The 23,002-nt window shown below is 67.1% G+C and carries 16 protein-coding genes; 6 read left to right on the top strand and 10 right to left on the bottom strand.

Annotation, left to right across the window (positions count from 1 at the left end; genetic code table 11):
* Window positions 1-47 precede the first annotated feature (47 nt).
* From LO787_RS08520 to LO787_RS08510, 3 genes are read left to right on the top strand one after another with little or no spacing between them, the layout of a single operon-like run.
* The gene (locus LO787_RS08520) at window positions 48-1,097 is read left to right on the top strand and encodes a glycoside hydrolase family 43 protein (protein ID WP_232495417.1); all 1,050 of its coding nucleotides are present in this window, start codon (window positions 48-50) and stop codon (window positions 1,095-1,097) included.
* A gap of 50 nt (window positions 1,098-1,147) precedes the next feature.
* On the top strand, window positions 1,148-3,511 hold the full coding sequence (locus tag LO787_RS08515; protein WP_232495416.1) for a GH92 family glycosyl hydrolase: 2,364 nt from the start codon (window positions 1,148-1,150) through the stop codon (window positions 3,509-3,511).
* Between the two features lies 1 nt (window position 3,512).
* A complete protein-coding gene (locus tag LO787_RS08510) occupies window positions 3,513-4,958 on the top strand; it encodes a glycoside hydrolase family 125 protein (protein ID WP_232495415.1) in 1,446 nt (481 codons plus the stop codon).
* Window positions 4,959-5,003: 45 nt separating this feature from the next.
* Here LO787_RS08510 and LO787_RS08505 read toward each other — a convergent pair whose 3' ends face one another.
* From LO787_RS08505 to hutI, 6 genes are all read right to left on the bottom strand, one after another.
* The gene (locus tag LO787_RS08505) at window positions 5,004-6,221 is read right to left on the bottom strand and encodes an ROK family transcriptional regulator (RefSeq protein WP_232495414.1); all 1,218 of its coding nucleotides are present in this window, start codon (window positions 6,219-6,221) and stop codon (window positions 5,004-5,006) included.
* Between the two features lie 87 nt (window positions 6,222-6,308).
* Window positions 6,309-6,872, bottom strand: a complete 564-nt coding sequence (locus tag LO787_RS08500; RefSeq protein ID WP_232495413.1) for a HutD/Ves family protein — start codon at window positions 6,870-6,872, stop codon at window positions 6,309-6,311.
* 207 nt (window positions 6,873-7,079) lie between these two features.
* The gene (gene hutU, locus LO787_RS08495; RefSeq protein WP_232495412.1) at window positions 7,080-8,744 is read right to left on the bottom strand and encodes a urocanate hydratase; all 1,665 of its coding nucleotides are present in this window, start codon (window positions 8,742-8,744) and stop codon (window positions 7,080-7,082) included.
* A gap of 5 nt (window positions 8,745-8,749) precedes the next feature.
* Entirely contained in the window at window positions 8,750-9,562 is an 813-nt protein-coding gene (gene hutG, locus LO787_RS08490) for an N-formylglutamate deformylase (protein ID WP_232495411.1), read from the bottom strand.
* On the bottom strand, window positions 9,559-11,088 hold the full coding sequence (hutH, locus tag LO787_RS08485; RefSeq protein ID WP_232495410.1) for a histidine ammonia-lyase: 1,530 nt from the start codon (window positions 11,086-11,088) through the stop codon (window positions 9,559-9,561). The genes hutG and hutH overlap by 4 nt, the downstream gene beginning before the upstream one ends.
* Window positions 11,085-12,281: an imidazolonepropionase gene (gene hutI / locus LO787_RS08480; protein WP_232495409.1), complete on the bottom strand. Its 1,197-nt coding sequence runs from the start codon at window positions 12,279-12,281 to the stop codon at window positions 11,085-11,087. The genes hutH and hutI overlap by 4 nt, the downstream gene beginning before the upstream one ends.
* Window positions 12,282-12,369: 88 nt before the next feature.
* Between hutI and LO787_RS08475 the strand changes: the two genes are divergently transcribed.
* On the top strand, window positions 12,370-13,749 hold the full coding sequence (locus LO787_RS08475; protein WP_232495408.1) for a formimidoylglutamate deiminase: 1,380 nt from the start codon (window positions 12,370-12,372) through the stop codon (window positions 13,747-13,749).
* Window positions 13,750-13,751: 2 nt separating this feature from the next.
* Window positions 13,752-14,459 (top strand): UTRA domain-containing protein, encoded by a 708-nt coding sequence (locus LO787_RS08470; RefSeq protein ID WP_232496285.1) that lies wholly within the window; start codon window positions 13,752-13,754, stop codon window positions 14,457-14,459.
* 31 nt (window positions 14,460-14,490) lie between these two features.
* Here LO787_RS08470 and LO787_RS08465 read toward each other — a convergent pair whose 3' ends face one another.
* From LO787_RS08465 to LO787_RS08455, 3 genes are all read right to left on the bottom strand, one after another.
* Window positions 14,491-14,739: a hypothetical protein gene (locus tag LO787_RS08465; protein ID WP_232495407.1), complete on the bottom strand. Its 249-nt coding sequence runs from the start codon at window positions 14,737-14,739 to the stop codon at window positions 14,491-14,493.
* 374 nt (window positions 14,740-15,113) lie between these two features.
* Window positions 15,114-17,717, bottom strand: coding sequence for a M14 family metallopeptidase (locus LO787_RS08460; RefSeq protein ID WP_232495406.1), 2,604 nt, complete (start codon window positions 17,715-17,717; stop codon window positions 15,114-15,116).
* A gap of 210 nt (window positions 17,718-17,927) precedes the next feature.
* Window positions 17,928-20,237, bottom strand: a complete 2,310-nt coding sequence (locus tag LO787_RS08455) for a TonB-dependent receptor (RefSeq protein WP_232495405.1) — start codon at window positions 20,235-20,237, stop codon at window positions 17,928-17,930.
* Window positions 20,238-20,541: 304 nt separating this feature from the next.
* Here LO787_RS08455 and LO787_RS08450 point away from each other — a divergent pair, with 304 nt between their 5' ends.
* Complete coding sequence (locus LO787_RS08450) at window positions 20,542-21,825, top strand: MFS transporter (protein ID WP_232495404.1); 1,284 nt, start codon at window positions 20,542-20,544, stop codon at window positions 21,823-21,825.
* 6 nt (window positions 21,826-21,831) lie between these two features.
* Here LO787_RS08450 and LO787_RS08445 read toward each other — a convergent pair whose 3' ends face one another.
* Window positions 21,832-22,992: an FAD-dependent monooxygenase gene (locus LO787_RS08445; RefSeq protein ID WP_232495403.1), complete on the bottom strand. Its 1,161-nt coding sequence runs from the start codon at window positions 22,990-22,992 to the stop codon at window positions 21,832-21,834.
* Between the last annotated feature and the right edge of the window lie 10 nt (window positions 22,993-23,002).

Below are 23,002 nucleotides of genomic sequence, written 5' to 3'. Positions count from 1 at the left end.
GCGGTCCTTCACGCCCACCTCCACTTTTTCGATAGGGGGAAGTACGAGTGATCCGCCGCATGGCCGCTCTGGCCGCCTGCACTGCCCTGTCGCTGCCGATGGCGGCGCACGCCGGGAACCCGGCGCTGCCCGGCTGGTATGCCGATCCGGAAATCCGCGCCTTCGCGGGCGAGTACTGGATCTATCCGACGTATTCCGACCATGACGGCACGCCGGATGGCACGAAGCACTTCACGCCCGAGCAGGAAGAGGCGCGCAAGGCGAGTTCGATCCGCCCGTCCTACCTCTACCAGACGTTCTTCAACGCCTTCTCCTCGCGCGATCTGGTCCACTGGACCAGGCATGAGCACGTCATCGACGTCGCCACGATTCCCTGGGCCTACAAGGCGATCTGGGCGCCCTCGGTGATCGAGCAGGGCGGGCGCTACTACATGTTCTTCAGCGCCAACGACATTCAGAGCGATGCCGAGACCGGCGGCATCGGCCTTGCCGTCAGCGAAAGGCCGGGCGGGCCGTTCAGGGACGTACTCGGCAAGCCGCTGATCGGCGCGTTCCACAACGGCGCGCAGCCGATCGACCCCTTTGCCTATCGCGACGACGACGGGCAGGTCTACCTGTTCTACGGCGGGTGGAAGCACTGCAACGTTGTGCGCCTTTCCGCCGACATGCGCAGCATCGTGCCGTTCGAGGACGGCACGATGTACAAGGAGATCACCCCGCCGGGCTACGTCGAGGGATCGTTCATGATCAAGCGCAAGGGCACCTACTACTTCATGTGGTCGGAAGGGGGCTGGACCGGGCCGGACTATGCCGTGGCCTATGCCACCGCGCCGAGCGCGACCGGGCCGTTCACGCCGCGGGGGAGGATACTGGCGCAGGACTTCAAGGTCGCGCGCGGGGCGGGGCACCATTCGGTGCTCAACATCCCAGACACCGACGACTGGTTCATCGCGTATCACCGCCGCCCGCTGGGCGACGATGTGGGCGAGCATCGGCAGGTCGCGATCGACCGCCTTCGCTTCAATGCCGACGGCAGCATCGCGCCGGTGGTGATGACCAAGACCGGCGTGGCCGCGCAGAAGCCGCCGCGTCGATGAGTGCGTACATGACAATGCAGGGGACAAGGGTGAAGACTATCCGTGGTGCAATGATGCTGGTCGCCGGCGTATCCATGCTGGCGATGGCTCCGGCGGTGATGGCGCAATCGACTGAGGCCCCTGAGCCGCGCCCCGCCGCTCCGCCCGTCGCTGAGGCGGCGGAACCGGCGCTGGTCGATCTCGCCAATCCGTTGATGGGCACCGATTCCAGCTATGAGCTGTCCTATGGCAACACCTACCCCGCCGTCGCGGTGCCGTGGGGCATGAACTTCTGGACCCCCGTGACCGGCAAGATGGGCGACGGCTGGGGCTACACTTACGACGCGCACAAGATCAACGGCATCAAGCAGACGCACCAGCCCAGCCCCTGGATGGGCGACTATGCCGCCTTCGCCCTCTTCGCCGAGACCGGCCCGGTCAGGATCAAGGAGGAGGAGCGCGCTTCGTGGTACAGCCACAAGGCAGAGGAAAGCCGCGCCTACGGCTACAAGGTCTACCTTGCCGACTATGACGTGACCGCCGAGGTCGCACCGACCAACCGCGCCGCGCAGTTCCGCTTCACCTTCCCGGAAACCGAGCAGGCGCACATCCTGCTGGATGCCTACGCGGGCGGTTCGATGGTGAAGATCGACCGCGCCAACCGGCGCATCACCGGCTACGTGCGCAACAACAAGGGTGGCGTGCCCGCGAACTTCGGCAACTACTTCGTCGCCCAGTTCGACCACGATTTCACCGTCGGCCAGACCTGGGACGACAACGGCACTCTGGACGGCACCGAGATCCGCGAGGGCGACCATGTCGGCGCGGTGCTGACATTCACCACGAAGGCGGGCGAGCAGGTCGGCGTCAAGGTCGCGTCCTCGTTCATCAGCCCCGAGCAGGCGCTGCGCAACCTCGAGAGCGAGGTGGGCTCGGACAGCTTCGACCAGACCCGCGCCAAGGCGAAGCAGACCTGGGAGACCGAGTTCCAGCGCATTGCCGTCGACGATCCGGACATCGACAACCGCCGCACGTTCTACTCGGCGCTCTACCGGATGCTGCAGTTCCCGCGCAACTTCCATGAGGTCGATGCGAGTGGCAAGCAGGTCCACTACAGCCCCTACGATGGCAAGGTCCACGACGGCCCGCTCTATACCGACAACGGGTTCTGGGACACCTGGCGCGCGGTCTTCCCGTTCTTCGCGCTGATGTACCCGGAGCGGGACGGCGAGATCATGCAGGGCCTCGTCAACACCTACAAGGAATCCGGCTGGCTGCCCGAATGGGCGAGCCCGGGGCACCGCAACGTGATGATCGGCTCCAACTCGGCGATCCTGATCGCGGACGCCTATGCCAACGGGGTGCGCGGCTTCGATGTCGAGACGCTCTACAAGGCGATGATCAAGAACGCGACGACCTCCGAAGGGCGGCCGACCGACCGGATGGGCAAGACGCTGACCGCCGTCGGGCGCGAAGGCGTGGAGTACGACAACCGCCTCGGCTACGTGCCCTACGATGTCGGCATCAACGAGAACGCGGCGCGCACGCTGGAATATGCCACGGCGGACTTCGCGATTTCACGGCTGGCCGGGCAACTCGGCAAGACGGCGGATGCGAAGCGCTATGCCGCCAAGGCGCAGAACTACCGCAAGCTGTTCGATGCCGAAAGCGGCTGGATGCGCGGGCGCAACAAGGACGGATCGTGGGAGACCCCGTTCAACCCGCTCAAGTGGGGCGATGCCTTCACCGAGGGCAATGCGCTGCATTACAGCTGGTCCGTGATGCAGGACGTGCAGGGCCTGATCGACCTGATGGGCGGCGACCGCAAGTTCACCGACCGGCTCGACGGGATCTTCACCACGCCGCCGCTGTTCGACGACAGCTATTACGGGCAGGTGATCCACGAGATCCGCGAGATGCAGATCGTCGACATGGGCCAGTACGCCCACGGCAACCAGCCCATCCAGCACATGACGTATCTATACGACTGGGCGGGCCAGCCGTGGAAGACGCAAGGGCATGTGCGCGACGTGATGCGCAAGCTCTATGCCCCCACGCCGGACGGCTATCCGGGGGACGAGGACAACGGCCAGACCTCGGCGTGGTACGTATTCTCGGCACTGGGCTTCTATCCGGTGACGCCCACGGTCGGGCAGTACGCCATCGGCAGCCCGCTGTTCCGCAACGTGCGCCTGACGATGCCGGGCGGCAAGGTGCTGAGCATCGAGGCGCAGAACAACAGCGCCGCCAACGTCTACATCCAGTCGGCCACCCTCAACGGCCAGCCGTGGAACAAGCCCTGGTTGCCGCGCGAGGAATTGCAGAAGGGCGGCACGCTACGTTTCGTGATGGGCCCGACGCCGAACGAGCATTGGGGTTCGGCCAAGGCCGACGCGCCGTTCTCGATGACTTCTGCCGCAAAGGGCACCCGCTGAAATGACCACGATCAACCCGATGAACTTCCGCCGCCGCGAGATCCTCGCAGGCGCGGGGGTGCTGGCACTGTCCGCCGTTACCCTCCCCCCTCGGGCGGCCGGTGCCAGCACCTTGCAGGACAGGCGACCGCCGAAGGCCGACCGCCGCTTCACCAGCAAGGCGGTGGAGGCCGAGATCGCGCGGGTGAAGGCCAAGATCCGCGATCCGGAACTCGGCTGGCTGTTCGAGAACTGCTATCCCAACACGCTCGACACCACCGTCAAGATGGGCGAGGTGGACGGCAAGCCGGACGCCTTCGTCATCACCGGCGACATCAACGCGCTGTGGCTGCGCGACAGTTCGGCGCAGTTGCAGACATACGTCCACCTGACCCCGCAGGACACCGACTTGCGCCGCCTGTTCTGCGGACTGATCCAGCGGCAGGCGCGCTGCATCCTGATCGACCCTTACGCCAACGCCTACATGGAAGACCCCAACGCGCGGTCCAGCCTGCCGGCGATCTCCGACAAGACGCAGATGAAGCCCGGCGTTGCCGAGCGCAAATGGGAGATCGACTCCCTGTGCTACACGATGCGCCTTGCCCATTCGTACTGGACCGCGACGAAGGACAAGACGCCCTTCGATGCGCTCTGGGCGAAGGGCGCGGCGCTCGCGGTCGCCACGTTGCGCGAGCAGCAGCGCAAGGACGGGCCGGGGCCGTACCAGTTCCAGCGGGTCGACAAGTCGCCCACCGAGACGCTGATGTTCGGCGGCTTCGGCGCGCCGACGCGCAAGGTCGGGCTGATCCATTCGGGCTTCCGTCCTTCCGACGACGCCTGCCTCTATCCGTTCCTGATCCCGTCGAACCTCTTCGCCGTCTCCGCGCTGCGGATGCTGGCGCAAGTCCACAACGAGGCGCGGGGCGATGCGGCAGCGGCGCAGGACTGCGCGGCGCTGGCGGCCGAGGTCGAGACAGCACTGCGCGCCTATGGCCAGATGGACGACGGGCAGGGCGGCAAGGTCTGGGCCTTCGAGGTGGACGGCTACGGCAACGCTATCTTCATGGACGACGCCAATGTGCCCAGCCTGTCGGGCCTGCCGCTGCTCGGCGCAGCGGACCGCAGGGATCCGCTGTGGCAGCGCACGGCGGCGCTCGCATGGTCGCAGCGCAACCCCTACTTCTTCTCGGGCAGCGCGGCGCAGGGGATCGGCGGGCCGCATGTCGGCATGGACATGATCTGGCCGATGTCGATCATCACCCGCGCGCTCAACAGCGACGACGACGCCACCATCCGCCAGTGCCTGACATGGCTGAAAGGGTCCCACGGCGGCACCGGCTTCATGCACGAGAGCTTCCACAAGGATAACCCGGCGAACTACACCCGCCCGTGGTTCTCGTGGGCCAACGGTCTGTTCGGCGACCTGATCCTCGATCTGGAGAGGCGCAAGCCGCACCTGCTGCGCTGAGCTACTTCGCCGACCCCGCCGTCATTGCGAGCGGGTGAGGCGAGGTCAGCCCAGCGCCACGCCGCCGCTGTCCGGGGCCTTCCACAAGGCGCCGGGCTTGGGCAACAGGAAGTGGCTGAACGGCAGGATCGCCGCGCCCACTGCGGGGGCGTCTTCCGACAGCGCCGCGCGCGCCACCGGGGCGAGGGCGGGAATGCCGTCGAGCGCCTGCATCCGCGCGGCGGTACGCTCGGCAAGGCGTTCGACCAGCGGCGCAGGCAGGCGGCCGCCCATCAGCACGGCAGCGGGGTTGATGAGGCAGTTCACTGCCGCCAGCGGCTCGACGAGCTTGTCCGCCGCCACGTCGATCCAGCGATCGAGGCAGGCAGTGGCCGCTTCGGAAGCCCCCTCGAAGGCATCGGCCAGCGCGTGCCCTTCCGCCGCCAGCGCCTTCGCCAGAGCGGAGAGCGAGACGATGCTCTGCAACTGCTGGTCCGGCCCGCTCTCCATCGCTCGGGTGCGCATGAAGCCGATCTCGCCGCTACGGCCATTGGCGCCGCGCACGTAGTTGCCGTCCACCACCAGACCACCGCCGAGGCCCGCTGTCAGCAGGATGTAGAAGAAGCTGTTGATCCGCTGGCCCATGCCCAGCTGCATCTCGCCCATGGCGGCCGCCGCCGCGTCGTTCTCGACGAAGACGGGAGGGCCGTGCGGGCTTGAGAACAGGTCGGCCATGCGCACGCTTTCCCATTCGCCATAGGCGTCGGGACGGCCGGGCAGGTCCACCGAACTGAGCTGGTCCGGCACGGCCACGCCAATGCCCACGAGCTTCGCGGGATCGACACCAGCGCTTTTGAGCATGCCGTCGATGGAATCGCGGTAGAGCGCCTGCACCTGTGCGGGCAGGGCGAAGTCGATGTCCTCGCTCACGCGGGCGAGGATGGTTCCGGCGAAGTCCACCAGCACGATGGTGATGTGATCGCGGTCGATGTTGATGCCGATGGCGTGGCAGGCGTCGGGGCGGATCACCAGCTTGGTCGGCGGTTGCCCGCGTCCGCCGCGCCGCTGGCCGGCTTCCTCGATCAGCCCTTCGGCCAGCAGCTTCTTGCTGATGTTGGCGATGGCGGGGGCGGTGAGGCCGGTGATCCCGGCCAGTTCCACCCGCGTCAGCGAGCCGTTGACCCGGATCGCGTGGAGCGTGATGCGCTGGTTGTGATCGGCCGCACGTTCAAGGTTGGTGCCGGAGAGGCGCGGGCTGGTGGCGCTCGATCCCTTCAGCGGCATGGAACTGCCTGAGCGGATCCGCACAAGGGGGCGGAAAATGTCGATATCCTCGCCATTTCCCTCCTGTTCCACGCAGGGCCGGTCGCGTCAATGGGGCGTGTCGGCCGGTTCTGCGCAAGTGTCCCGGAAGTCGACGAACAACACCCTGCCACCGATGGCAAGCGCACCCTCGAACCGCACGCAGTCGAGGCGCTCCAGCGTGGTTTCGGCTAGGGGCTGGGGCTCCAGCGCGATGACGAAGCCGGTGCCCTGCGCGGTCGCTGTGGAGCCTGCATCGAGCCGTGTCATCGCGCAGGTGAAGCGTCCGCGCCGGGCCATGGCGTTGAGGTCCAGCACCGGGCCGCCCAGGGGCTCGCCGAAGACCGCTGCGCCGCCGTCGAAGGGCTGCGGCGGCGTGCCTGCGTCCAGTCGAACGTCGAGGTTCGGGCCGGTCAGCACCAGCGTTCCGTCGAGGACGGCCAGCACGCGGTCGATACCCGTGAAGGCCGAGAACGGGCCTGCGGTTTCGACTTTGGCCATGCTGAGGCGCCAAAGGAAGGTGTCCATCCCGGCGTCCGGCGGGAACACGGCGATTTCCCGCGTGGTGCCGCCGCCGTTCTTCCACGGCACTTCCGGGCAGTCGGTGGCGCGGATGATCTGGAAGGTGGTCATTGCTCGATACTCATGCATCAAACCCTCGTCATTGCGAGCGTAACGAAGCAATCCAGCGTCGTGCGTGCCCTTGGATTGCTTCGCTACGTTCGCAATGACGAAGGTTGGGGGTGTGCGGTGGGGGCTTCGACAAGCTCAGCCTGAGCGGGTTTGGGAGGGTGTTACCCTAACTCCGCTCACCTGCGAGCTTGTCGAAGGGTCAGACGCTTACAGGATTCCCGGCAGGTCCAGCCCCTTCTCCGTCGCGCAGTCGCGGGCGATGTCGTAGCCCGCATCGGCGTGGCGCATGACGCCGGTGGCGGGGTCGTTCCACAGCACGCGCTCCAGACGCGCCGCTGCCTCGGGCGTGCCGTCGGCGACGATCACCATGCCCGAATGCTGCGAGAAGCCCATGCCGACGCCGCCGCCGTGGTGCAGCGAGACCCAGGTCGCGCCGCTGGCAGTGTTGAGCAGGGCGTTGAGCAGCGGCCAGTCGGAAACCGCGTCCGAACCGTCCTGCATGGACTCGGTCTCACGGTTGGGGGAGGCGACCGAGCCGCTGTCGAGGTGGTCGCGGCCGATCACCACCGGGGCCTTCAGTTCGCCGTTGGCGACCATCTCGTTGAAGGCGAGGCCGAGGCGGTGGCGGTCACCCAGGCCCACCCAGCAGATGCGTGCCGGCAGGCCCTGGAAATGGATCTTCTCGCGCGCCATGTCGAGCCAGTTGTGCAGGTGCGCGTTGTCCGGCAGCAGTTCCTTCACCTTGGCGTCGGTCTTGTAGATGTCCTCGGGATCGCCCGAAAGCGCGGCCCAGCGGAACGGCCCGACGCCGCGGCAGAACAGCGGGCGGATATAGGCGGGGACAAAGCCGGGGAAGTCGAAGGCGTTCTCCACGCCCTCGTCCAGCGCGACCTGGCGGATGTTGTTGCCGTAGTCGGTGGTGGGCACACCCGCCGCCTGGAAGTCGAGCATTGCGCGGACGTGCTGCGCCATGGATGCCTTGGCGGCCTTGGCGACCGCTTCCGGCTCGCGCTCGCGGCGCTCGATCCATTCGGCGACGGTCCAGCCTGCGGGAAGGTAGCCGTTGACCGGATCGTGGGCGCTGGTCTGGTCGGTCAGCAGGTCCGGGCGGATACCGCGCGCGAACATCTCGGGCAGGATTTCGGCCGCGTTGCCGAGCAGGCCGACCGAGACGGGCTTATTCTCCGCATTGGCCTGCTCGATGATCGCCATGGCCTCTTCGATGGTCGAGGCCGACTTGTCGAGGTAGCCGGTGCGCAGGCGCATCTCGATACGGCTGGGCTGGCATTCGATGGCAAGGCACGATGCACCCGCCATGACCGCCGCCAGCGGCTGCGCGCCGCCCATGCCGCCAAGGCCCGCCGTCAGCAGCCACTTGCCCGAAAGGTCGCCGCCATGGTGCTGGCGGCCCATTTCCACGAACGTCTCGTAAGTGCCCTGAACGATACCCTGCGTGCCGATGTAGATCCACGAACCGGCGGTCATCTGCCCGTACATGGCAAGGCCGCGTTTATCGAGTTCGTTGAAATGCTCCCAGTTCGCCCAGTGCGGGACGAGGTTGGAGTTGGCGATCAGCACGCGCGGCGCATCGGCGTGGGTGCGGAACACGCCGACCGGCTTGCCCGACTGCACCAGCAGCGTCTCATTGTCTTCAAGGCGGCGGAGAGTCTCGACGATCCTGTCGTAGCTTTCCCAGTTGCGCGCGGCGCGGCCGATGCCACCGTAGACCACCAGTTCGGCAGGGTTCTCGGCCACGTCGGGGTGGAGGTTGTTCATCAGCATCCGCAGCGGCGCTTCGGTGAGCCAGGACTTCGCCGACAGCTCGGTGCCGGTGGCGGGCTTGATGACGCGGGTATTGTCGATACGGGTCATGAGGGTCAGGCTTCCTGAAGGGCGAAGGCGCGGGCGGCCTTCATGATCTGGGAAAGGGTATCGGTGATCGCGGCGGCGCGCGCCGGATCGAAGGCTGGGGGCCAGTTGGCCTGCGTCGGCGTCTCGGGCTCGTCCATGTAACCCCGGATGGCGAGTTCCATCTGGATGGCGTGGACGCCCTTGTCGGGCTCTCCGTAATGGCGCGTGGTCCATCCGCCCCGGAAGCGGCCGTCGAGGACGTGGCTCTCGCCTGACTGCGCGCAGATGTATTCCACGGCGGTGGCAAGCGCGGGATCGCAGGTCCTGCCGCCATTGGTGCCGATGTTGAACTGCGGCAGTTCGCCGTCGAACAGGCGCGGCACATGGCTGCGGATCGAGTGCGCGTCGTAGAGCACCACGCGGCCGTGAAGCGCGCGCAGCCGCTCGATCTGGGCGGTCAGCGCAGCATGGTACGGATCGAACCAGAGCGCGCGGCGGCGGGCGATCTCGGCTTCGTCGGGGGTGTCACCGGCATAGAGCGGCTCGCCGTCGAAGGTGGTCGTCGGGCACAGTTCGGTCGTCGCCTGCCCCGGATAGAGCGAGGCGCCTGAAGGATCGCGGTTGAGATCGATCACGCTGCGCGAGATGCGCGTGCTGACCAGCGTTGCGCCCAGATCGGCGGCGAAGGCGTAGAGTTCGTCCACCCACCAGTCGGCATCGCGCCGCGCCAGCCACTCGGACCGGAACCGGTTCCCCACGTCGGCAAGCTGGGTGCCGACGTGGGGCAAGGCGACGACGAGGGGGGCGTCGCCTTCGATGACTTTCAGCCAGTCGCTCACGCTACACCGGGGAGCGCGTCACCCGCAGAGGCGAGCAGCGCGCCCGAGCGGACCAGCAGGTTGGCCGCTTCCATGTCCGGATGGAAATGGCGGTCGTCATCAAGCGTGGGGACGACTTCGCGCAGGGCGGCATGGGCCGCCGCCAGCGCATCGCTGGAGGACAGCGGCGCGTGGAAGTCGACCCCCTGCGCGGCGGCGAGCAGTTCGATGCCCAGCACGGCGGTGGCGTTCTCCGCCATGTCGAGCAGGCGGCGCGCGCCGTGGGCGGCCATCGAGACGTGGTCTTCCTGATTGGCGGAAGTCGGGATGGAATCGACGCTGGCCGGATAGGCGCGCTGCTTGTTTTCGCTGACGAGCGCGGCGGCCGTGACCTGCGGGATCATGAAGCCCGAATTGAGGCCGGGGCGCGGCGTCAGGAACGCGGGCAGGCCGGACAGTGCCGGGTCCACCAGCATGGCGATGCGGCGCTCGGCGATGGAGCCGATCTCGCAAATGGCCATGGCGATCATGTCGGCGGCGAAGGCGACCGGTTCGGCATGGAAGTTGCCGCCCGACAGCGCCTCGTCGGTCTCGGGGAAGATCAGCGGGTTGTCGGAGACGCCGTTGGCCTCGATCTCCAGCGTGGTCGCGGCCTGGCGCAGGATGTCGAGCGCGGCGCCCATGACCTGCGGCTGACAGCGCAGGCAGTAGGGATCCTGCACGCGCGCGTCGTTCTCCAGATGGCTCGCGCGGATGGCGCTGCCGCTCATCAGGCCGCGCAGGGCATCGGCCACTTCGATCTGGCCGCGATGGCGGCGCAGCTGGTGGATGCGCGGATCGAACGGCGTGTCGGAACCCTTCGCCGCCTCGGTCGAGAGCGCGCCGGTGACGAGCGCGGACTGGAACAGCAGTTCGGCCTCGAACAGCCCCGCCAGCGCGTTCGCGGTAGAGAACTGGGTGCCGTTAAGAAGCGCCAGACCCTCCTTCGGGCCAAGCTCGGTGGCGTTCAGTCCCGCCTTGCGCAGTGCCTCGGCGGCGGGGAGGCGTTCGTTGCCCACGAAGATCTCTCCCACGCCGATCATCGTCGCGGCCATGTGCGACAGCGGCGCAAGGTCGCCGCTCGCGCCGACCGAGCCCTGCGAGGGGACCACGGGCGTCAGCCCCTTTTCGAGCATCGCCTCCAGCAGGGCCACGGTTTCCGGCCGCACGCCCGAGGCGCCCTGCGCCAGACTGGCGAGCTTCAGCGCCATCATCAGGCGGATCACTGGCACCGGCGAGGGCGCGCCGGTTCCTGCGGCGTGGCTCAGGACGATGTTGCGCTGGAGCGTCGCCAGATCCTCGTCCCCGATGCGCACGCTGGCGAGCTTACCGAAGCCGGTGTTGATACCGTAGACCGGCTCCCCCTTCGCGAGAATCCGCGCCACGGCGGCGGCGCTTTCGGCCACGCGGGGGGCACAGGCGGGATCGAGCGTGACGGGCGCGCCGCGATAGATCGCGCGCCACTCCGCCAGCGAAACGTTCCCAGGGATGAGCAGGACGGGATTCATTGACCACTCCAGATGCGGGCATGGAGCGGATTGAACCCCATGCGATAGACGAGTTCGGCAGGACGTTCGACGTCCCAGATGGCAAGGTCGCAGCGCTTGCCCGCCTCCAGCGTGCCGCGGTCGGACAGGCCGAGGGCAAGCGCCGCGTTGCGGGTGACGCCGGCAAGGCATTCGGCGACGGTGAGGCGGAACAGCGTCGCGCCCATGTTCATCGTCAGCAGCAGCGAGGTGAGCGGGGACGTGCCGGGGTTGCAGTCGGTCGCGAGCGCGATTCTCACCCCGGCGTCACGCAGCGCGCCGACCGGCGGCAGCTTCGTTTCGCGCACGAAATAGTAGGCGCCCGGAAGGAGCGTGGCGACGGTGCCCGATGCGGCCATGGCAGCGATGCCCGCCTCGTCCAGATGTTCGAGGTGATCCGCCGACAGCGCGCCGTGACGGGCAGCCAGCGCCGCGCCGTGGAGGTTGGAGAGCTGCTCGGCGTGCAGCTTCACCGGCAGGCCATGGCGCGCGGCGGCGGCGAACATGCGCTCGGTCTGCTCGACGCTGAAGCCGATGCCCTCGCAGAAGGCGTCCACCGCATCGGCAAGGCCCAGCGCGGCGACTTGCGGCAGCACTTCGTCGCAGAGCATGGCGATGTAGCCGTCCGCGTCGTGCGCAAATTCGGGCGGCAGGGCGTGCGCGCCGAGGAAGGTCGTGGTGATGGACACCGCGCGTTCCTCGCCCAAGCGGCGGGCGGCGCGCAGCATGCGAATCTCGCTCTCGCCGTCGAGGCCGTAGCCGGACTTGACCTCCACCGTCGTCGCGCCTTCCGCGATCAGCGCGTCGAGGCGGGGCAGGGCACCGGCGACAAGCGCGTCCTCGCTCGCGGCGCGGGTGGCGCGCATGGTGGAAACGATGCCGCCCCCGGCGCGGGCGATCTCTTCATAGGATGCGCCGTCGAGCCGCATCTCGAACTCGGCCGCGCGGTCGCCGCCGTGGATCAGGTGGGTGTGGCAGTCGATCAGGCCGGGGGTGATCCAGCGGCCTTCGCAGTCGATCACCGTCGCGGCGGCGAAAGCAGGGGCCTCGTCAGCGGGGCCTGCATAGACGATCATGCCGCCGCGTGCCGCGATCAGGCCATGCTCGACGACGCCGAGTCCGTCACCCGTCATCGTGGCGAGTCGAGCCCCTTTCCAGACGGTATCGCACTGCATCGGCCGGTCCCTCGTTTTGCCTGTTCCATTGTGATTGCACCGTTCCGAATTAATGTATAGACAAAAATTGAAAGCGAGGAGCAGATTCATGTCGGACGGGTCGGGCGGCGCGCCCAGGTCATTGTTTTTCGAGCATTGTCTGCTCGCCGACGGTTGGGCTCGGAACGTCCGGGTCAGGCTGGAGAACGGCCTGATCGCGGCAGTTGAGCCGGGTGCGGAGCCGCTTGCCGGGGAAGAACGCCACGCCTGCGCGCTGCCCGGAATGCCCAACCTGCACAGCCACGCCTTCCAGCGCGGCATGGCCGGTCTGGCGGAGCGTCGCGGGCCGTCGAACGACAGCTTCTGGACCTGGCGCGAGATCATGTACCGCTTCGTCGACCGCATGAGCCCGGACGACGTGCGCGCCATCGCTGCGATGGCCTATGTCGAGATGCTGGAGGGCGGCTTCACCCGCGTGGGCGAGTTCCATTACCTGCATCACGATCTGGGCGGACGGCCCTTCGCCGACCCCGCCGAGATGAGCGGCGCGGTCCTTGGTGCCGCCGCCGAGGCGGGGATCGGCATGACGCTGCTGCCGGTGCTTTATACCTATGCCGGGTTCGGCGCGCAGCCACCGCAGCCCGGACAGGCGCGTTTCATCAACGATATCGACGGCTATGCGCGACTGCTGGAGGGCGCTGAGGCCCATGCGCGCGGCTTGCCCGATGCGGTGGTGGGCGTCGCGCCGCATTCCCTGCGCGCCGTCTCGCCCGAACAGCTGCGCGCACTGGCGCCGCTCGCAAAGGGCCGCCCGGTCCACATCCACATCGCCGAGCAGGTGAAGGAAGTGGAGGACTGCCTAACATGGAGCGGGCAGCGCCCGGTCGAATGGCTGCTGGACAATGCCGAGGTCGACGGCCGCTGGTGCCTCGTCCACGCGACGCACATGACCGATGCGGAGACGCTGGGCATGGCGCGCAGCGGCGCGATCGCGGGGCTCTGCCCGATCACCGAGGCGAACCTTGGCGACGGGCTGTTCCCGGTCGAGGCGTTTCTGCAGGCGGGCGGGCGCTATGGCGTCGGCAGCGATTCCAACGTGCTGATCGATGCGTCCGAGGAACTGCGGCTGCTGGAGTACGGCCAGCGCCTGACCCGCCGCGCACGCAACGTGATGGCGCGTGGCAGCGGGCGCTCGACCGGCGCGGACCTTTACGCCGAGGCGCTGGAGGGCGGCGCGGCGGCGCTGGGTGTCGAGGGAGGCATCCGCGTGGGCCTGCCCGCCGATATCGTCAGCCTCGGGCTCGACCATCCGGCGCTCGTCCACCGGGAGGGAGACGCGATAACCGACAGTTTCGTCTTCGCCGCAGGGCGCTCGGCCATTGACTGCGTCTGGCGCCATGGCGACAAGCTGGTGAGCGGAGGCAGGCACCGCAGCCGCGACCGGGCGGTGCGGGACTACACCCGGGTACTGGAGAGACTGATCGCGTGAGAATGCCGCTGCACGAACGCATTCGGTCTGATTTCGAGGGACGTATACTGGGCGGGGAGCTTGCTCCCGGCGACCGGCTGCCCATCGAACAGGAACTGATGCAGGAATACGGCTGTTCGCGCATGACCGTGAACAAGGCGCTGTCCGCGCTGGTCGCGGCGGGGCTGATCGACCGGCGCAAGCGCGCGGGCACGTTCGTCGCCCGCCCCAAGGTGCACTCGATGGTGCTCGACGTGCCCGACATCGCCGCGCAAGTGCGCGAGCGGGGGCAGGACTATGCGTTCCGGCCCCTCAAGCGCACGGTGCGCGGCCCCGCCGACGACGAGGAGGAAGCGCTGCTTGCCGGCACCGGCCAGCTGGTGCAGATCGACGGCCTCCACCTCGTCGACGGCGCGCCGCTGGGCGTCGAGTTCCGTCTGGTGAGCGCCGAGGCCGTGCCCGAGATCGTCGGCGCGGACCTCGACACGGTGCCACCGGGAACCTGGCTGCTCCAGCATGTGCCGTGGACCGAAGCGGAAACGCGCATCTCCGCCGTCGGCGCCGTGGGCGACGAGGCCGAGTGGCTGGGCGTCCCCCAGGGCGCGCCGTGCCTCTGCGTCGAACGCCGCACCTGGCGCGGCTCGGAACGCATCACTTACGTGCGCCAGCTGTTCCTCGGCGACGCCTACGACATGGTGGCGCGCTTTGGGCCGGGGGCTTCGGGGCGGTAGGGGGAGGTCTGGTTTGGGTGGTAATCTGCCGTCAGCGACGCTTAAACCATTCTAGGAATGCGCCAGCGCAAAAACAAATGGCAAAGATGAATATTAAAGACCAGTAAACCCAAACGATGGATGGGGCACTTTTAAGGTGTGACAGGAAATATCCTGAATCGATGTAAATTCCTGCTCCTTTCGTTACCAGAACCTGCTTGGCCGCTAATCCAAGCATAATCGCGAGCATGCCCACCCATACGATTGGGTTCTGAAATTTTTCAATGCGTTCACGCCTCATACGCGGATGATGGCTTTGCACGGCAATGTCTGCAAGGGGGCGTCTGTCGCTCGACCGCTTTCCGGATTAAATCTTTGCAATGCTGCCATTCCGTTTTCGCGGGGCAGCGCGAAGTCACTCAAGTTGTGCCCATCTCGCAAGTGAGCAGAAAAAATGGACCAGGCAGAGGCGCGGAGGCGCGGAGGGGCAGCACTTTCCTACAGGCAGCGGGCTTCGATAGACTGCGCGCCATGTCCAGTCCGATCGCAAGGTTACACTACAAGGCGACACATCCAGCCCAAGGAGACACCTTCACCCTCTGGACCGTGTAAACCGTGTAAACCTGTCGCCTTGTGAAAAAAGGGGCGCCGTTTTCACGGCGCCCTCAGGGGGGATCACTTGCCCGCGTAAAGCGTGTTGAACAGCAGCTTGTAGGCCCCGTGCGACTGGGCGCGCCATTGCGGGCGGAAGCCGTAGAGGTAGACCTTGCCCTTGCCGTACTCGACCACGACGGCGGCCGCCTTGCCCTGGATCGCCTCCGGGTGGAGCAGGACGCCGCTACGCAGCGGGTTGCCGGTGGGGGCGTAGGAGGCGAGCACCTCGCCCTTGAAGCCGGGCTTGGTCTCGAAGGCGGGACCGCGCTCGAACATCACGATGGGGTCGAGCGGCATGCCTGCCGCCACCTTGGTCCCCGGCGTCAGGTTCACCTGCAGCAGCGCGCCCGAGCAGAAGAAGAAGTCGGCCTTGGCGTCCTTCAGGATGTTGGTGACGGGCAGGTCGAACAGGTCGATCACCGCGTCCGACGCATTGTTCAGCGCCACCAGCGTGCCGCCGTTCTTCACGAAGTCCTTCAGCTTGTTCGCGCCGTCCTCGCCGATGCCGCCCGCGTAAGGGGCGGGCATCTGGTTCGGGCTGAACCCGTCCATCAGCGAGGCGAGCGGGCCCTTGTACTTGGACTCGAAGTCCGCCGCCGGAGCGGTGTCGCCCGGGCGCGACTTGCCGGGGGCGGACATGTCGGGAAGGATGATCGTGTCGTACTTGCCCGCAAGGCCCGCCTTCACGTCGGCATTGTAGAGGCTCTTGGGCGCGAACTGGTACTGTTCCAGCAGCCAGCGGGTCCAGCCCTCGTCGATGTTCGAGCCCCACGGACGGTAGAGCGCGACGCGGCCCTTGCGCACGGCCTCCCCGGCAGGCGCACCGGCGGCGGCGGAGGCGCTCACGCCGTACTGCGCGGCGATCTTGCCCATGGCGTCGGGCGAGAGGCCGGTGAGGGCGATCTGGCCCTCGCTCCAGCTCGCCTTGCCGCCCGCCGCCAGCGCGGCGTTGAGTACGCGGTAGGAATTGTTGACGCGGCGATCGACGAGGAAGGTCGATCCGGTGCCGGTCACGCCGCCCGCAGGCGCCGCGGCGGCGGGCACCTTGGTGAGCGAGGCGCGCGCGGCGGCGTCGAGCGGCTGCGCGATCTTGTCCACCTTCACGCCCATCTGCATCGGCAGGGTCCAGCCGGTGACGTCGTAGGGCAGGTCCGCCGGGTTGCCGTCTCCGCCGAGGATCGCGTCGGGGTACTTCTGTGCGTCGAACAGCTCGCGCGCCAGACCGGCGAAGGGCTGGTCCATCGGGATGACCCAGCTGCCCGCCGCGTAAGTCGTGCCGCCGATCGCGGTGGGGGCGGAGGTCTTCATCACGTCGAGCCCGTGGGAGATCATCAGTTGCGCCAGCGAGGCGGCTTCGGGCACGTCCACCTGATCGGCGGGGATCACGTAGGCCGAAGGACCGTCCTTGGCGGCGGCGATGGTGTCGCGGCCCGCCTGATAGCGGTTGAACAGCAGCGTCTCGCGGTACTTCTGCGCGGTTTCCAGCACCGACATCGACGCGGTCAGCATGTAGTCGACCGAGTTTTTCAGGTGCCACTCGCCGCCCTTCCACGGGTGCGGGTACATGATCTGCGCCTTCAGATCCTGCTGCGACTTGGGGAAGTCCTCCACCTTCCAGGTCTTGGGCGTCGCGCTGTCGTGCGCGGTCTCGGTGAAGAACGAGATCGTGTTGCGGAAGACGTGGATGTAGTCGAGGAAGCCGGGGAACCAGTTGTCGAACCGGGCCTGCGCGATGGCGCCGGGCTTACCCTCGGTCTCCATGCGGGTCATGATGTTGGTGCCGATGGCGTTCGTCCAGATGCGCATCAGCGGGTTGATGTTGGACGAGACCGGATCGGCGAAGGGCGGCACCCAGATGCGCGCGGGGAAAGGCGCGACCTGGTGCTGGCTGTACCAGATCACCGGCGCGTATTCCTGCTCCGTCGCGTTGACGACCTGGCTCTCCTTCATGTTGAGCATGTAGCCGTCGCGGTTGTTGTCGTGCCCGACGTACTCCTGATAGAGCCACGGCGTCCGGCTGGTTTCCCACTTGGTCCCGCGCTGCTTGCGATACCAGTCGACCACCATGTCCTGCCCGTCCGGGTTCAGCGTGGGCCACAGGACGAGGATGACGTTCTTGAGGATGCCGTCCACTTCGGCGTCGTTCTTCGCCGAGAGCAGCTTGTGCGCCAGCGCCAGCGGCAGCTGGTGGTCGGACACTTCGCTCGCGTGCATGCCGCCGTCGATGTGGACGATGATCGGGCTTTCGGCGGCCAGCTTCTTCGCCTCCGCGTCGGTCAGCCCGCGTGCATCGCCGAGGCGCTTGGAGATCGCCTTGTACTTGTCGAAGTTGGCGATGTTCTCGGGGGAAGAGATCACCGCGTAGACGTAGGTCTTGCCGTGGGTGGTCTTGCCGCTTTCGAACAGCTTGATCCTGTCCGAAGCCTTGGCGAGCGCCTGAAAGTAGCGGACCGAGTCCTCATAATTGGCGAGATAGTAGTCCTCGCCGACCTCGTGGCCGAGCACGGCCTTCGTGTCGGGGACATTCTGGGCCGCTGCATTCTGGGCGAGCGCGGGGGCACAGAGCCCCAGCGCCGAGGCTGCCATCAGGACGCGCGCGAGACGCGCCGACTTCTGCGTTTTCATGTCGCTGGAACTCCGTGGGGGCAGGTGGAAACCGGATGGCGGCGTGGCATGGCGCTGGATTGCTTCGCTACGCTCGCAATGACGAGAGAGGGGAGGGGATCGTCCCCATCTTCGTCATTGCGAGGCCCGAAGGGCCGCGGCAATCCGGAGCGGCAGGAACTGCCCCGGATTGCCACGCTGCACTCGCAATGACGAAGCGTGGGTACAAGGTCAGAAGCTGCGGCGCAGGTTCACGCCGATGGTGCGCGGCGCGGCCGAGGTTGCGGCGTAGCTGTTCGGCGTGGACGACATCGACGCGCGGTTGATCGCGACCGCATCGAACACGTTGTTGACGAACAGATACACGCCCGTGTCGCTTTCCGGCAGTTCGAAGCCTACGCGCAGGTTGGCCAGCGCATAGTCGTCCATCTTCACGCGGTAGACGTTGGTCGGGCGGAACTCCGAGTAGGACGAGCCGACATAGTTGACGTCGGCGCGGGCGAAGAACTCCACGCTGTCGCTGACGGGAGTGCGGTATTCCGCGCCCACGGATCCGGTGAAGTGCGGGATGTAGGGGATGCGGTCGCCGGAGCGACCGGCGGCGACGACGGCGTCGCTGATCTGGTCCTGCGTCAGCTTGGCATCGAGGTAGTTGCCCGCGACGTTGAACTGCAGGCCCTGCACCGGACGGATGAACGCCTCGGCCTCAAGCCCGCGGATGCGCGCGGCGCCCGCATTCGACAGGAACGAGAACGCGCCGTTGGTGGTGCGCCCGCTCACCTGCATGTTGTCCCAGTCGATCTGGAACGCGGCAAGGTTCAGCGTCAGCGCGCGGCCCAGCAGGTTCAGCTTGCTGCCGACTTCGTAGTTCCACAGCTTGTCCGACTGGTACGGCGTGAGGTCAGCGGCAAGGCCGATGACCTGGTTCGCGCCGCCGGGGCGGAAGCCCTGCGATGCCGTCGCGTAGAACAGCATGTCGGGGTTGGCCTGCCACGATGCGTTGAACTTGAGCAGGGTGCCGTTCTCCGACGAGTCCACCGTGTTGAGCGGGCGGGTCGGCGCGCCGATCAGGGTCCACGCGATGTCGGTGAAGCCCGATACGGTCTTGTCGTAGTCGAAGTAGCGGATGCCGGCGGTCAGGCTGATCGACGGGGTGACGTGGTAGGTGCCCTCGCCGAAGACCGCGACCTGCTTGAGCTTGTCGAAGATCTCGCGGCGATAGAACAGCTGAACCGGGAAGATGATCTCGCCGGTCGCGTCGTCGGCGCGCGCGTCGGAGGAGGTCACGTCGTTCTTGCGGTTCTGGAAGAACGCGCCGACCGTCCAGTCGAACACGTTGTCGCCTGTGGAGCTGAGGCGCAGTTCCTGCGTGAAGTCCTTGGTCGATCCGGGATAGTAGATCGCCGCCGGGCTCAGGCTGTCGATGTAGCTGTAGTACGTCGAAAGCTGGTCGGACGAACAGGCGCCGCCCGCGTTGACGTAGGACGCGCAGCGCGCCGCCGTGCGGTAGGTGCCGATGTAGTAGCTGTCATCTGCCGCATAGGCGGACTTGCGGTGCTGGTAGCTGGTGATCGAGGTCAGGTTGGCGAAGCCCACGTCCCAGTTCGCGGTCAGGCTGTAGAGCTGCGACTTGTCGGTATAGGGCAGGTTGACCTGCGCGGCCGACTTGTAGTCACCCACCGAGGGGTTCCAGGTGGCGGAGACGGCATCGGTGTTCTCGAACGCGGCGGTGGCGTCGACCGTGAAGTTCGAGGTCGGCGTGAAGCGCAGCATCAGGCGCCCGCCGGTCGCGGTGTAGTCGTTCACGTTCTTGCGATTGAGGAACGTGTTGTCGATGTAGCCGTCGCTGTCGCGGCGGTAGAGCACCGCGCGCGCGGCCAGCACGTCCTTCACCAGCGGCACGTTGACCATGCCGTTGACGAAGTAGCCGAAGCCGCCGCCCTTCGTGGTCATCGCCTGACCCTCGACGGTGCCTTCGTACTCGTCGGTCGGCTTGTTGAAGATCACGCGGATCGCGCCGCCCATCGAGCTGGCGCCGTAGAGCGTGCCCTGCGGCCCGCGCAGCACTTCGATGCGGTTGACGTCGAACAGGGTGAAGTCGGCGGTGCGTCCCGCCGCGTCGCTCGACACGCCGACCGAGCCGGTGACGGGGGTGTCGTCATAGTAGACGCCCACGGTCGCCTCGCCCGATGCCTGTACGCCGCGAAGCGAGACGCGGCGCTGGCCGGGGCCGTTGTCCTGGATGCGCAGCGAGGGGACGAACTTCGCGTAGTCGGCGATGTTTGTCACGCCCGCGTTGGTCAGCGTCTCGCCGGTGAGGGCGGTGATCGCCATGGGCGTCGTCTGTACCGTCGTGTCGCGGCGAAGCGCCGTCACGACGATGTCGGTGCCGCTCTGTGCGCTCTCGGTGCCGTTCAGTGCATTGTCCGAAGCGGCATTCTGGGCATTTGCGGCTGCCGGGAGAGCGGCGGCGAGCGTGAGAACGATGGATGCGACCCCGCAGTTGAGCGCGGTGCGACGGAACTTTCCTTGGATGCTCATCGAGTTTCGTTTTCCCTCATGATGGCGAAGGCGGCTTCTTTCGGCCGGTCGCTCCACCGCTGTTGGCGACTCGCATGATGGCGCGTCGATAATGTATATACAAGAAATATTATTGCTCAAATAATGGGCGATCTGCAATTTGGGTTGCTTATTTTTTGAGCAGGCGCGCATGGCGCGAATGTCCCGTCCGGTCAAGGGGAGATGAAAACGATCTCGCGAATCGGCCAGTGGATGTTCTTGCAAATGCGTTGCAGAAGCGCTCAACTGCGGCAGAGTTCACTCCGGAGTTACGACCATCGCGATCATGGCACCGGCCGAGGGCGTGCGCGCTCCCACGGCCACGAGCGACAACTGGACGGCGCGGGCGCTGTTCACCGTGGCGTTCCTGGGCGTGACGGCGGGCGTGCAGATGAGCGATCGCGGCCTCCAGTCGATCCTGCTCTCCGCCATCCAGAAGAGCTTCGCCGTAGGCGACGCCACGATCGGCGCGCTGCAGGGGCTGGCGGGGGTACTGGTGGCGAGCGCCATTGCCGTGCCCATCGCGCGACTGGCGGACCGGGTATCGCGCAAGCGCGTGCTGTTCGGGCTGATCGCGGGCTGGGTGGCGCTGATGGCGCTCTCTGCGCTGGCGCCCAACTTCCCGCTGTTCTTCATTGGCCGCGCGGCCTCGGGCGTGACCGAGTTCGCGATGATCCCCATCGTCTACTCGCTGATCCCCGACCTTGCGCCCGAACGTCACCGCGTCGCCGCCAACCTGTCCTTCGCCGCGCTGATGGCGATGGGGGCGAGTGCGGGGTTTTACTTCGGCGAGGGCATCGTCCAGGCCGGGGAAGCGATGTTCGCCTTCGATGCGGAGCCGTGGCGCAAGGGCATGCTGCTGCTGGCGGTGGCGGGCATTCCGCTGCTGCTGGCAAGCCTGCTGACCGCCGACCCGCGCCGGGGCGTGGTGGCATCCGACGATCCGGTGTCGATCTCGCTCATCGGCTTCCTGCGCGAGCGCTGGCGGGCGGTGGGCCTGTTCGTGGGCGTGGCGGGCAGCCTGATGATCGCGGTGCAGGCGCTCAACCCGCTGATCGCGCTGGCGCTGGAGCGGCGCTACGGCGCGCCCATCATGGTGATCGGCCATGCGCTTGGTATCGTCACCCTGCTGACGAGCCTCGGTTCGCTGCCGGTCGCCGGGTTCCTCGACCAGATGCTGCGCCGCCGCTTCGGGCTGGCGGCAAGGCCGATGATAATGGGGGGCGGCGCGCTGGCGGCGGTCCCCTGCGTGGTGCTGCTCGTCACGGCGACGCACATCGACATGGCGCTGGTCTTCGTCGGGCTGTTCCTATTCCTCACCTGCATCGCCAACGCCCTCGTCCCCACGATCCTGCAGGATCTGACGCCCGAGGCCCTGCGCGCCCGCAGTTTCGCGGTGTGGAGCTTCGTTGTCTCGATCTTCTGCGCGGTGGGGCCGGTCGTGGCCGGAGCGATTTCGGACCTGTTCCTCGGCGGGTACCTGCTGACCGCGATCGCGGTGACGGCGGTTCCGGCACTGCTGCTCTCGGTCGCCTGCGCTACCCGGTCGGCCCGCAGCGGCCCGGCATGACCGCCATCAGAGCGCCATCGACACCGCGTCGTATTCGTTGAGATCCACTTCCATCGCCAGCGTGGACTCGTCCGCCTCCTCGGCGCGGGTGTTGTAGTAGTGCGCGTGGGCGCGGCCCTTGAGCATCGTGTAAGCCGTGCGCGGGCGGCGTAGTTCCTCGTAGCGGGCGAGCGCGGCCAAGGTGTCGTCCTGCGCTTCGAGAAGGCGGGCGAGCACGATAGCGTCCTCGATCACCATCCCCGCGCCCTGTCCGAGGAATGGCAGCATCGGATGCGCCGCGTCGCCAAGTAGCGTTATTGCGCCCACCGACCACTGTTCGCGCACGTCGCGGTCGAACAGACCCCACTTGAACAGGCCCCCGGCGGGCGTCGCCGCCATCGCCGTGGTGACGGAGGGGTGGAAATGGCCGAAACGGTCCATCATCTCGTCGAGCGAGGAGGGGATGACCCAACCTTCCTCCGCCCATCCGTCCACGACCGCGAAGCCCAGGAAGTTCAACGTAGAACCCTGCCGCACCGGGTAATGCGCGACATGGCAGCCCTCGCCGATATGGATGCCGACCGGCTCGGCGCGGAAGCTTTCGTCGAGGTCGGCCATCGGCACGAGGCCGCGCCATGCGACGATCTGCGTGAAGCGCGGGCTCTCCATCCCGAACAGTTCGGTCCTGACCCGCGAGCGGATGCCGTCGCAGCCGACGATGATATCTGCCTCGACCCGCGCGCCATCGGCGAACAGGGCAGTGGGGCGGGCCGCGTCCGGTTCGATGCCGATCAGTTCGCAATTGAGCTTCACGCTGCCGGGAGCCTGCGCCTCCAGCGCGCGGACGAGCATGTCGTGCAGGTCGCGGCGGTGGATCTGGAGCAGCGGCGCGCCGTAAGTCGGGCGCATCATGCTCTTGCGCTCGAAGGTGCGCAGCACTTCACCGGTCTCGCCGTTGCGGATCATCTGGTGGATCGGCTCCTCGCCGATGCGCTCCAGTTCTTCGGCGAGGCCGAGGCTGGCCAGCACTTTCGTCGCGTTGGGCCAGAGCGTCAGGCCTGCGCCCACTTCGCCCAGCGCGGGCGCGCGCTCGTAGACGATGGGCGCGAAGCCGCGCTGCCGCAGGGCCAGCGCCAGTGTCAGGCCGCCGATACCGGCGCCGATGATCGCGATCTCACGCTGCTGCATGTGCTCTCCG

The organism is Novosphingobium kaempferiae (genome assembly GCF_021227995.1).
GTDB lineage: Bacteria > Pseudomonadota > Alphaproteobacteria > Sphingomonadales > Sphingomonadaceae > Novosphingobium > Novosphingobium kaempferiae.
This window is presented reverse-complemented; position numbering and strand designations above follow the sequence as displayed.

Coding starts and splice junctions, on each gene's coding strand:
- LO787_RS08505 (WP_232495414.1), bottom strand. CDS start 6,221: ATGCCGCTGAAGGGATCGAGCGCCACCAGCCCGCGCCTCTCCGGCACC.
- LO787_RS08445 (WP_232495403.1), bottom strand. CDS start 22,992: ATGCAGCAGCGTGAGATCGCGATCATCGGCGCCGGTATCGGCGGCCTG.
- LO787_RS08450 (WP_232495404.1), top strand. CDS start 20,542: ATGGCACCGGCCGAGGGCGTGCGCGCTCCCACGGCCACGAGCGACAAC.
- hutU (WP_232495412.1), bottom strand. CDS start 8,744: ATGACCCGTATCGACAATACCCGCGTCATCAAGCCCGCCACCGGCACC.
- LO787_RS08500 (WP_232495413.1), bottom strand. CDS start 6,872: ATGACCACCTTCCAGATCATCCGCGCCACCGACTGCCCGGAAGTGCCG.
- hutI (WP_232495409.1), bottom strand. CDS start 12,281: ATGCAGTGCGATACCGTCTGGAAAGGGGCTCGACTCGCCACGATGACG.
- LO787_RS08470 (WP_232496285.1), top strand. CDS start 13,752: ATGCCGCTGCACGAACGCATTCGGTCTGATTTCGAGGGACGTATACTG.
- LO787_RS08460 (WP_232495406.1), bottom strand. CDS start 17,717: ATGAAAACGCAGAAGTCGGCGCGTCTCGCGCGCGTCCTGATGGCAGCC.
- LO787_RS08475 (WP_232495408.1), top strand. CDS start 12,370: ATGTCGGACGGGTCGGGCGGCGCGCCCAGGTCATTGTTTTTCGAGCAT.
- LO787_RS08515 (WP_232495416.1), top strand. CDS start 1,148: ATGATGCTGGTCGCCGGCGTATCCATGCTGGCGATGGCTCCGGCGGTG.
- LO787_RS08510 (WP_232495415.1), top strand. CDS start 3,513: ATGACCACGATCAACCCGATGAACTTCCGCCGCCGCGAGATCCTCGCA.
- LO787_RS08465 (WP_232495407.1), bottom strand. CDS start 14,739: ATGAGGCGTGAACGCATTGAAAAATTTCAGAACCCAATCGTATGGGTG.
- hutH (WP_232495410.1), bottom strand. CDS start 11,088: ATGAATCCCGTCCTGCTCATCCCTGGGAACGTTTCGCTGGCGGAGTGG.
- LO787_RS08455 (WP_232495405.1), bottom strand. CDS start 20,237: ATGAGCATCCAAGGAAAGTTCCGTCGCACCGCGCTCAACTGCGGGGTC.